This window comes from Achromobacter sp. 18P8.1.1 (assembly GCF_057799415.1).
In genome coordinates this window covers 18,320-28,580 of sequence record NZ_JBYOKH010000073.1, presented here as the reverse complement: position 1 = coordinate 28,580, position 10,261 = coordinate 18,320, and the positions used below count along the sequence as shown (strand labels likewise).

Annotated in this window: 8 protein-coding genes; 1 reads left to right on the top strand and 7 read right to left on the bottom strand. The window is 67.7% G+C overall.

Going from position 1 to position 10,261, the window contains the following annotated elements; translation table 11 throughout:
* Positions 1-82: 82 nt before the first annotated feature.
* From AC27VE_RS29080 to AC27VE_RS29070, 3 genes are all read right to left on the bottom strand, one after another.
* On the bottom strand, positions 83-2,233 hold the full coding sequence (locus AC27VE_RS29080) for a metallophosphoesterase (RefSeq protein WP_488705698.1): 2,151 nt from the start codon (positions 2,231-2,233) through the stop codon (positions 83-85).
* Positions 2,234-2,886: 653 nt separating this feature from the next.
* A complete protein-coding gene (locus AC27VE_RS29075) occupies positions 2,887-3,720 on the bottom strand; it encodes a helix-turn-helix domain-containing protein (protein ID WP_488705697.1) in 834 nt (277 codons plus the stop codon).
* 8 nt (positions 3,721-3,728) lie between these two features.
* Positions 3,729-4,628 carry a helix-turn-helix domain-containing protein gene (locus AC27VE_RS29070; RefSeq protein ID WP_488705696.1) on the bottom strand — a complete coding sequence of 300 codons (900 nt, stop codon included), beginning with the start codon at positions 4,626-4,628 and terminating at the stop codon, positions 3,729-3,731.
* Positions 4,629-4,919: 291 nt separating this feature from the next.
* Here AC27VE_RS29070 and AC27VE_RS29065 point away from each other — a divergent pair, with 291 nt between their 5' ends.
* Positions 4,920-6,032 (top strand): Crp/Fnr family transcriptional regulator, encoded by a 1,113-nt coding sequence (locus AC27VE_RS29065; protein WP_488705695.1) that lies wholly within the window; start codon positions 4,920-4,922, stop codon positions 6,030-6,032.
* Between the two features lie 13 nt (positions 6,033-6,045).
* Here AC27VE_RS29065 and AC27VE_RS29060 read toward each other — a convergent pair whose 3' ends face one another.
* The 4 genes from AC27VE_RS29060 to AC27VE_RS29045 are packed head-to-tail and all read right to left on the bottom strand — an operon-like array spanning position 6,046 to position 10,261.
* Positions 6,046-7,677: an MFS transporter gene (locus AC27VE_RS29060; RefSeq protein ID WP_006222992.1), complete on the bottom strand. Its 1,632-nt coding sequence runs from the start codon at positions 7,675-7,677 to the stop codon at positions 6,046-6,048.
* Positions 7,664-8,074, bottom strand: a complete 411-nt coding sequence (locus tag AC27VE_RS29055; RefSeq protein ID WP_488705699.1) for a DoxX family protein — start codon at positions 8,072-8,074, stop codon at positions 7,664-7,666. The genes AC27VE_RS29060 and AC27VE_RS29055 overlap by 14 nt, the downstream gene beginning before the upstream one ends.
* Positions 8,071-9,978 carry an amidohydrolase gene (locus AC27VE_RS29050; protein WP_488705694.1) on the bottom strand — a complete coding sequence of 636 codons (1,908 nt, stop codon included), beginning with the start codon at positions 9,976-9,978 and terminating at the stop codon, positions 8,071-8,073. Before AC27VE_RS29050 ends, AC27VE_RS29055 begins: the two co-directional genes overlap by 4 nt.
* Positions 9,971-10,261 (bottom strand): XapX domain-containing protein, encoded by a 291-nt coding sequence (locus AC27VE_RS29045; protein WP_006222989.1) that lies wholly within the window; start codon positions 10,259-10,261, stop codon positions 9,971-9,973. The genes AC27VE_RS29050 and AC27VE_RS29045 overlap by 8 nt, the downstream gene beginning before the upstream one ends.

The window sequence follows — 10,261 nt, the reverse complement described above, 5'->3', positions numbered from 1 at the left end:
GAAACCCCCACCCCCCACGCCGCCGCGCGCCGCCGCTTTGCGGGGCGCGCCCCCACGCGGCGTTTTCACGGCATGGCCGGGATCAGAACGGCGAGACTTCCGCCGTCATGTCCGTCAGCGTGTTGGTCTTCAGGTCGACGATGAAGTGGCGGGTCGGGGCACCGGCCGCCAGCTTCAACAGGATCGCCATCAGCGGCTTGAAGCGCGCCTGGAACACGGCCGCGGCGGTGTTGTCGTTGCGCACCTGGTTGCCGTTGACCAGCAGGTTGGCGTTGGTCGACTGCAAGGCCTGGGCCAGCAGCTTGTACTGGCGGGCCCGCGCGGCGGGAATGTCCGCAAAGGCCAGGTCGCCGGCGTTGGCCAGGCGCACGAAGTCGCCCGCCAGGTCCAGCGCCTTCCAGGCGTCGAAGTCTTCCAGGCGCATGCCGTTGGCCTGGGCCAGCGCACGGGCGCGCACTTCGGCGGCGGCGTAGTCCGTCGCGTAGGCCGGGTTGCTGGCGCCGCTGCCGCCCGCTTCGGCCAGGCAGCCGAAGAAGGCTGACGAGAACAGGCCCTGGCCGCCGGTGTTGGCCAATTCCTTCAAGGTGACGTTGGTCTGCATCTGCGACAGCACCAGCAGGTGCGAGCCGTTCAGCGGGCTCTTCACCAGTTCACGCATTTCGCAGCGCCAGTCGTCATTCAAGAGGCGCAGGCGCACCAGTTCCGACATATAGCGCGAGCTGAAGTCGGCATAGTTGCGGGCGTCCAGGATCGAGGCGCTCCACAGCGTGCCGCCGGGCACCTGCGCGGGGAAGTCCGTGAAGAAGGCGTGTTCGGCACGGTAGTGCTCGAACAGTTCGTCATAGCGCGGGACCTCGTCCATGCGCACCGTTTCGACTTCCACCGTGCTGTCCGGTTTCATGCGCAGCAGTTTGTAGGCCGGTACGTAGGCCGCCATGGACGGAGCCTGGATGTTGAACAGCGCATGGTCGCCGTCATAGTGGCGCACGCCGGTGTCGTTGAAGTGCATGTGGCCGCCCACGTGGATCTGCAGGCCGGTTTCGGCCAGCGCGCGGGTCACGTCTTCGGCCGGGCGGCGCACCATCTGCATCTTGCCCGCGCCCAGCAGCGCCGTAATGTCGTCGGACGCGTCATTGAAGAACTCGCTCATCGGGAAGTGGCTGAAGGCCACGACCTGCTTGCCCGACGCCTTGCCGCGCGCCACCACGTCTTTCAGCCAAGCGATGACATGCTGCTTGTGCGTCAGCATCTTGTTGTAGCCGGCGTCGCCAGACCCCGCGAAGTCGTTGGCGCCCGGGCCGGTGGGCACGTAGACGTTGGCATCGATGGCCACGAGCCAGACGCCTTCGACCGGTTCGACGACATAGCTGGTGTCGGGCACCGAACGGCACAGGGTATAGCTGGGTTGGCGATAGGAGCCCCCCGTGCCTTCCTTGCAGATCTCGTACTGACGGGTGGCCCAGTTGGCCTGCGCCAGCGCCTTTTCGTACGAATAGCCGCTATAGGTGTAGTTGCTGTACGGCGTCTCGTAGTAGCGGTAGGCCGGCTTGGGCATGAAGCCATGCTGCGCCAGCGATTCGGTGATGCCGGCGTAGCCCAGTTCCTGCACTTCTTCCGTGCAGTACGTGTTGTTGACCTTGGCCCAGTCGCCCGAGTAGCCCGAGGAGCAATCGCCGTTGCCGCCGCGGCTGTAGATCGCCTGCTGGGCGCCTTGGCGTCCGGTGGCGGAATCAATGCCTAGATAGTCGGACTTGCCGCCGGCGCGCGCCAGCGGCCGGTTGGGGTCGTGGTTGCCCGGCGCGGCAAAGAACTCGATGCCGTAGCGGGCGTGGTAGTCGTCCAGGATCTTCTGGAACCCGCGCATGTGCACCGGCTGGCCGTCGTCCGAGAAATCGCCTGGCAGCGCGATGAACTTCACGCCGCGCGCCACGGCGTCATCCAGCGCGGCCAGGAACGCGAAGTAGTTTTCGTTGAACAGCCGGGTGGACGTCATCTGCGCCTGCATCGTCCGGATCGTCGCGTTGCGGCCGGTCTTCTGGTTGGGCACGCCCGGGAACGATCCGTCCTTGAACGTGGCGTACACGTCATGGAAATGGACGTCGGGCATGAACGCCACCTGGGTGCCGGCCGGCTGTTCGGGTTGCGTGACGGGCGGGGTGACCGGCGGCGGCGTTTCGGGCTGCGCTGCGTCGTCGTCGTCGCTGCCACCGCAAGCGGCCAGCAGGCTGATCAAGGAAAAAGCAAGGGCGCGGGCGACAGGTCGGCGCCCGAACGGAAAGGGGTTCGGCATGGGATCGAAAGAAGGTGAGGGGACTGTTGAACGGCTGTCGTTCTGTTGACTGCAGACTGAATGTTTCAGCGGCGCCAGTCTAGGCAGGGCAGATGACATCCCCGTGACGTGGCGCGAAAAACATCCAATTTTGGCGCCATAGTCTTGCGCCCGCGCCTTGCGGCAGGCAGGGGATGGGCGCACACTCGAAAGCGTGCAGCCTGAGGAGGCATGACGATGAAAACCCTGATCGCGGCGGTGTGGATGGCGCTGGCCTGTGGCCCGGCGCTGGCGCGGGACGGCGTACCCAGCGTTCCATCGCCGCCGCCCTCGGCACGCACGTTGCCGGACAACTGCGTGGGCACGTCTTGTCCTCGGACCGTCGAGCCAGGCCGTACGCCGCCCACCTGCCTGGGTACGGGTTGCGGCGAATCGCGTTATCCCGCGCCCGGCGCTTCCGGCGCCGATCGCGGTGCGTCACCCGCCTGGAGCGGGCCGAGCCAGCCGAAATTGCCACCGATGCCGTCGCGGCCCGGCCAGCCCGCAGGGCCGTTGACGCCCGGACCCGCGCTCCCGCGCTAGCCTGCAGGGCGGGGCCACCGCCCCCTGCGCTTGCGCTAGCGGCGCCAGATGCCGGGCGTGGTGCCCAATTGTTGGGTGAAGACGCGGGTCAGATGGCTTTGATCGGCGAAGCCGCAGGCCAGCGCCACCGCCGCGATGGACCATCCGCCTTGCGCCAGCAGGGCGCAGGCGCGTTCGATGCGGTAGGTGGTCAGCCAGCGGTGCGGCGTCTTGCCGGTGCTGCCCTTGAACGCCTTGATGAAATAGCTGCGCGACAGGCCGCATTCGGCGGCGATGTCGGCCACCGACAGGTCGCCGCCGACGTTGGCGGCCAGCAGTTCGGTGGCGCGGCGCAATTGCCCGGGCGACAAATGGCTGCTTGCAGCTTCCAGGGCCGGCGCTGCGGCATGGCCATAGGCATGCATCACATGGGCCTGCAAGGCCACGCTGATCTGGTCCATGAACAGCCGGCTGGCCTGCTGGGGATGCAGCAGCGTCGGCGCCAGCGCGCAAGCCAGGTGGTAGATCACCGGGTCCTGGGTGCCGTTCATGCAATCGAATCCAGATATGCGCGGGCGCGACGTCTCGGAAGAAAACGCATCCAGTGCGCTGCGCGGCAGCTGGAAGCGGATGTTGTCGAAGGCCGACCGGTGCTCGCATCGCCACTGGTCGCCCAGGTGGGTGATGGCCACCACGCCTTTCGCATGCCCGCCCTGGTAGGCAATGCGATTGCCGCGCCACAAAGTGTGGGCGCGGAAGTCCTGTAGCTGGACGATGACGCTGAAGGCATCCTGCACCGGGATGGGCGGGCCGGGCGGCAAGTCGTCGCGGTGGCTGCGCATGCGCGTGACCGTCATGTCGGAGGCCTGGATCTGGATGCGTTGCGGCATGGCCGACCTTAGTTCCGGTGCTGGCGGCGCCAGGCCGCGGGCGGGACGCCGACGGTGCTGGCGAAGACGCGGGTCAGGTGCGCCTGATCCGAAAAACCGCAGTCGCCGGCGATCCCGGCCACGGAGCGGCTGGAGTTCAGGAGCATCAGCTTGGCCTTCTCAACGCGGTGTTCAAGCAGCCAGCGGTGCGGCGTCGTACCCACCGTCTGGCGGAAGGCCTTGATGAAATAGCTGCGCGACAATCCGCAGGCAAGGGCCACGTCGCTGATCGACACGTTGGCCAGCAGGTCCGACGCCAGCGTGTCCTTGGCCAGCTTTTCCTGCCACCCCGCCAGACCGCCGCGCGCCGGTGCCTGGCAGAGCGCGGCGCCGCCATACTTCTGCGCCACGTGAACCTGGACGGCCAACGCGATATGGTCGATGAACAGGGGATCGGCGGTGCCCGGTGCGCCCAGCGCTGGCAGCAGCGCATTGCCCAGGCTGGCCAGCACCGGATCGGATTGCCCGGGCAGGCATGACAGGTCCCCGACGTGCGGCAGCCCCAGGTCTTCCGACAGCCGCTCCAGTGATTTGGGAGGGATGCGGAAATACAGGAAATCGAACGGCGTGCGAAGCTCGGCGCGGTAGGGTGCGCTGGCGCGGCGTATCGTCAAGGCCTCAGCGGCCACGGGCATGGGGTGGGGCTGGCCCCCTTCATACAGCACCCGATGGCTGTCGGTCAGCGACAGGCTCAGCAGGAAATCGTCGCCGTCGTCCTCGGAGCGCGCCACGCCGAAATCGGGCAGCGCGTAGCCCACACGCAGGATTTCCAGGCCCGCGCCGCAGGCCGGGCTGGTCCGAATGGCCTGGATCGACGCGCCCGGATAGACGTGCCGCAGGCTGGGAGGCGCATCAGGCCATTGCGTCATGGTCCGGCGCCTGGGCGGGAGGGGCGGAAGGTGTCATGGTCTGGAACAGGATAAACCTTGGCGGTTGCGTCCGCGTGTCATATTAGGCATGCGCAAGCGCAAATGATTGGACGCAAGTGTCCCGATTTGGACAAAAGCGCGATGCCGCAGCCGGGAGGACTAGTGCGCCTTCAATAGTGCGATCATTGCTCTTTTGTACAAATCAGGCGTCAAGTGCACAAGACTTGGCGGACCGGCAACGCTATGTTGGGTGCAGTACGCGCCACGCGCGGATGATCCGTGAGCCAATCCATGACCCGTCCCTTTACCGGCCCGACGCCCGCCGACGCGCCCGCCAGCCTGGCAACCTTGCATGCCCAGGCGTTTCCGATGTTGTCGTCCGCCCAGGTCGCGCAGGTGGCGCCGTATGGCGAGACGATCGCCGTGCCCGCCGGCAGCGTGCTGCTGAATTCCGGCGACCGCGAGGCGGCGTTCTACATCGTGCTGGAAGGCTATGTCGAGGTGCTGGAATGCGAGGCCGACGGCGCCATGCATAGCCTGCTGCTGCACCGCGACGGCGAATTCACGGGCAGCCTGGACCTCTTCACCGACCGGCCCAATGCCGTCACGTTGCGCGCCGATTGCCCCAGCCGCCTGCTGCGGGTCGACCGGCCGGCGCTGGCCAGGCTGCTTCTGGCTGAACGGCCGCTGGCCGAGATCGTGCTGCGCGCTTTCATGCTGCGGCGCATCGGCTACGTGCGGCAGCGCCCCTATGGGGGCGCGATCCTCCGGTCTGCGGCGGGCGTCGGGCAAGCCGATCCTGTGCTTGACCTCGTGGTCGTGGGCGGCGGCACGGCGGGCTTGGCGGCTGCGGCCTACGCGGCATCCGAGGGTTTGCATACGTTGCTGGTGGGGCGTCTGCGGTGCCGGGCGGACTTGCCTGGCGCGGACGCCTTGCCAGGCTTTCCGGGCACGGTCACGGGCCTGTGCGACGGAGGACTGCTGCGCCGGGCCGAGGACCAGAGCCGGCGCTTCGGTTCGCACGTGCTGCCTGGCCACGTCGCCAGCGGATTCGACGGTAGCGGCTACCCGTACCGGATCGGGCTGGACGACGGGCAGGTAGTCGAAGCCCGCAGCCTGATCGTGGCAACCGGCATGCGGCAGGACGGGGTGGGGGAGCCCACGGCGCAGGCCAACACGGCATGGCTGGATGGCTACCTGGATACGGACGATCGGGGCTACATCCATACTGGCCGCGCGGCCGCCGGGTCGATGCAGGCCCGGGCCTTTGAAAGCTCGCAGCCGGGCGTCTTTGCGGCGGGCGCGGTGCGCGCGGGTTCGGTCAAGCACGTGCTGGCCTGCATCGGCGAAGGCGCCGCGTCGGTTCGGGTGGTGCACCGCTTCCTGGACGCGTCGGCGCACTGAACCCGGCGCACCGTCAGGTCGTCGGGCCGGGCTTCGCCTGTCGCATGTCCAGCGCCAGGAAGTGATGCACCACGGGCTTGTCCGGTCCGATGTGAAAACGCTGGGCTTCGCCCTGCAGGTCCGCGTCGGCTTGCGACACGCGCTGATGCTGGCGCAGGTGTTCCGCCCAGGACTCTACCAGGAACCATTCCTGCACCCGTTCCGGATCGCCGGTGTGTTCCGCGATCCCCCAGGCATAGGCGCCGTCGCGGCGGCGCTCTTCGGCCACGGCTTGCAGCGCCTGCAGGAAGGCGGGGCGGTCCTGCACCCGGATGCGGTATTCGATCTGCACCATGACCGGGCCGCGGTCATGTTCGACGGGCGCATCCAGAAGCGGTTCGGGCCAGTGGTTGGACGGATCCAGATTGGCCTCGCCTTGGGGCAGGCGCATGCGGTGCAGGACCAGGCCGGCCACGAGCAGGCCCGCGGCACCGGCCAGCAAGGTGGCGGGAACGCCGATCTCCTGCGCCAGCAGGCCCCAGCCCAGGCTGCCGGCGGCCATGGCGCCGTTGAACACCATCAGATAGATCGCCAGTCCGCGCCCGCGCACCCAATTGGGCAGAATGGATTGCGCCACGCCGTTGAAAGTGGTCAGGGCAACGATCCAGCCCACGCCTAACAGCAGCAACAGCAGGACCGCCGCCCATTGCGGCGGCGCGAAGGACAGCGCCGCCATGACGATGGCGGCGACGGCGGCCGCGGCCAGCACCAGGCCGTCGGTGTTCAGGCGCCGGCGCAGCATCGGCAATATCACCGCGCCCAGGATCGCGCCCACCCCGACGGCGCCCAGCAAGATGCCGTAGAAGCCCGCGCTGCCCCCCAGCATGCGGCGTGCCACCAGCGGCAGCAGCGCCCACACTGAGCTTGCGAAGATGAAGAAGACCGCCGCGCGCAGCAGCACCACATGCAGGTCGCGGCTGGCGCGCGCAAAGCGCACGCCGGCGCGGAAGGCGCCAAAGAACTGTTCGGACAGGCCGTCGTCCACCTTCTTGGGCCGTTTCCACCACAACAGCGCGGCGATGACGAACACGTAGCTGAGCACATCCGCGCCGTAGGCCGCCGCCGCGCCGAAAGCCGCCAGCAGCAGGCCGCCCACGGCAGGTCCCAAGGCGCGCGCGATATTGATGCCTAGCGAGTTCAGGCCGACGGCGGTCTTCAGTTCGGCCTTGGGCACGAGTTCGGGCACGATGGCTTGCCACGTCGGTCCCATCAACGCCGTGCCCACGCCGCCCAGGAAGGTCAGCGCGATCAGGTATTCGACGGTCAGTGTATTGGTCTTGGCCATCATCAGCAGGGTGAAGCTGACGCAGGCCAGCAGTACCTGGATGATGATGAGGAAACGGCGCCGGTCCAGGATGTCGGATAGCACGCCGGCGGGGATGGCCAGCAGGAAAACCGGCAAGGTGGCGGCAGTCTGCATCATGGCGACGGCGGCGGGGTTCGACGACAAGTCCGTGACGAGCCAGGCGCTGGCAACATCGCGCATGAAGCTGCCAATATTGCCCAGGATGGTGGCGCCCCACAGCACGGCGAACAGTGTGTGCTTGAGCGGGGCCATGCCGCTGATGGCGGCGGGAGGGGGGGTATTGCGGTCAACGCCGGCCATGCGTGCGCCCCGTCAGGTCATGCCAGGCGACCAGGACCCATGCCCCAGCCAGTCCGATGTGCTCGTAGAAGGCGTTCATGGTCATGAAACGCGCGTCCGCAGGCGCTTCCCAGTACCGGTTGGCCATCAGCGCCGCCGCGGCGGTGAAGCCGGCCAGCGCCAGGGCACCCAGCCAGCGCAACCGGCCGGTCAGGACCAACGCGCTGGCGCCCAGTTCCAGCAGAATAACGGCAGCGGCCGCCAGATGGGCGGGATGCAGGCCGAAATGCGCCATTTCAGCCTGCGCGCCGTTGAAGTCCATCAGCTTCACCAGCCCGCCTTGCACGTACGCGCCGCAAAGCGCCAGCAGGGCAAGCCAGCGCACGGCCGGCGACGTGAATACCGCCGGCATCGTCATACGGCCCAGCACGCGCAGCCCAGCGCGCCCCAGAAGCCCTTCAGGTCCGAGACGGGCAGCGTGCTGGCCCAGGCGCCCGCGTGCTGATGGCCATGGACATTGCAGCCGTTCGCGCACGCGCAGGCGGCGGCTGCCTCGCGCAGCGTCGCCTGCAAGGGCTTGCCTTCGCTATCGCCCCAGGCGCCGTAGCCGCCGAAAAGGCGGGTGGGCGACCAGTCCGGCATGGCGGGCGGCGGGGCGGCTTCGTCGTGCGCGGCGAACTCGCCGGCGCCCCACACTACCTTGCCGCCCACCACCGTCAGCAGGCTGCTGGTGTCGGCGATATCCGATTCGGGGCAGGCGAAGAAGTCGCGGTCGGGTGTGACCAGGTCGGCCAACTGGCCTTCGGCGATGCGGCCTTTCTTGCCCTGTTCGTTTGAGAACCACGTCACGTTCTCGGTCCACATGCGCAGCGCGGTGTCGCGGTCCAGGCAGTTGCGCTGCGGCGTAATCCGCAGCCCGCCCACGGTCTTGCCCGTGATCAGCCAGGACAGCGATACCCAGGGGTTATAGGACGCCACGCGGGTGGCGTCGGTGCCGGCGGACACGTTGACGCCTCGTTCCAGCATGCGCTTGACGGGCGGCGTGGCTTCGGCCGCGCCGGCGCCATAGCGTTCGACGAAGTATTCGCCCTGGTAGGCCATGCGGTGCTGCACGGCCACGCCGCCGCCCAATGCAGCGATGCGGTCGATGGATCGCTCGGAGATGGTTTCGGCGTGGTCGAAGAACCAGTTCAGGCCGGCCAGCGGCACGTCCTGGTTGACGCGTTCGAAGACATCCAGCGCGCGCGAGATGGTTTCGTCATAGGTGGCGTGCAGGCGCCAGGGCCAGCGGTTCTGCGCCAGGATGCGCACCACTTCCTCAAGCTCGCCTTCCATCTCCGGGCCCATTTCCGGGCGCGGTTGGCGGAAGTCTTCGAAGTCGGCCGCCGAGAACACCAGCATTTCACCGGCGCCGTTGTGGCGGAAGTAGTCCGTGCCTTGCTTGTATTGCGAGGTGGCGGTCCAGTTCAGGAAGTCTTCCTTTTCCTGCTTGGGCTTTTGCGTGAACAGGTTGTAGGCCAGGCGGATCGTCAACTGACCGGCGTCGGCCAGTTGCTGGATCACCTGATAGTCCTCGGGGTAGTTCTGGAAACCGCCGCCGGCGTCGATGGCGCCGGTGACGCCCAGCCGGTTGAGTTCGCGCATGAAATGCCGCGTGGAATTCAACTGGTATTCGAAGGGCAGCTTCGGCCCCTTGGCCAGCGTGGCGTAAAGGATCGACGCATTGGGCTTGGCCAGCAGCAGCCCCGTGGGATTGCCGGCCGCGTCGCGCACGATCTCGCCGCCCGGGGGGGCGGGTGTGGTCTTGTCGTAGCCCACGGACCGCAGGGCGGCGGCGTTCAGCAACGCGCGGTCGTACAGGTGCAGGATGAACACCGGCGTGTCGGGTGCCGCGGCATTCAGTTCTTCGATGGTCGGCAGGCGCTTTTCGGCGAATTGATGCTCGGTGAAGCCGCCCACCACCCGCACCCATTGCGGCGCGGGGGTGATGGCGACCTGCCGGCGCAGCATGGCCATGGCGTCCGCCAGGCTGGCCACGCCATCCCAGCGCAGTTCCATGTTGTAGTTCAAGCCGCCGCGGATGATGTGCAGGTGGTTGTCGATCAGCCCGGGCAACGCGCTGCGGCCGTTCAGGCCGATGACCTTCGTGGCGGGTCCGGCCAGCGGCAGGATGTCGGCGGCCGTGCCGACGCGCGTGAAGCGGCCGTCCTTGATGGCGACCGCGTCGGCAGTGGGGCGCGCCGGGTCCAGCGTGGTGAAGCGGCCTTGATGCAGGATCAGGTCGGGCGCGCCGTCGCGCGCCGAGGTCGGAGTGTCAGCCATTGCGCTTGTCTCCACAGGCGTCGGGGGGGGATTGGGCGGGCGGCTTCGGGCAACTGGGCAATTGGCCGAACATATGCGGCTTGACCTGCTGCTGGAGCCAGGACGTGCGGGTGGCGTCGTCGGCCATGAGGCGCTTGATCAGCGGGGGGATCTGTTCCCCCGCCAGGATACCGAGCAGGCCTACCAGCGCAATGACCGGCGGGGCCGGTGACCGCACGTTGAACAGCGCGTAAATGACCCCGACCAGCAGGCCGAGTCCCAGCGATACCAGGTAGACCTTCAT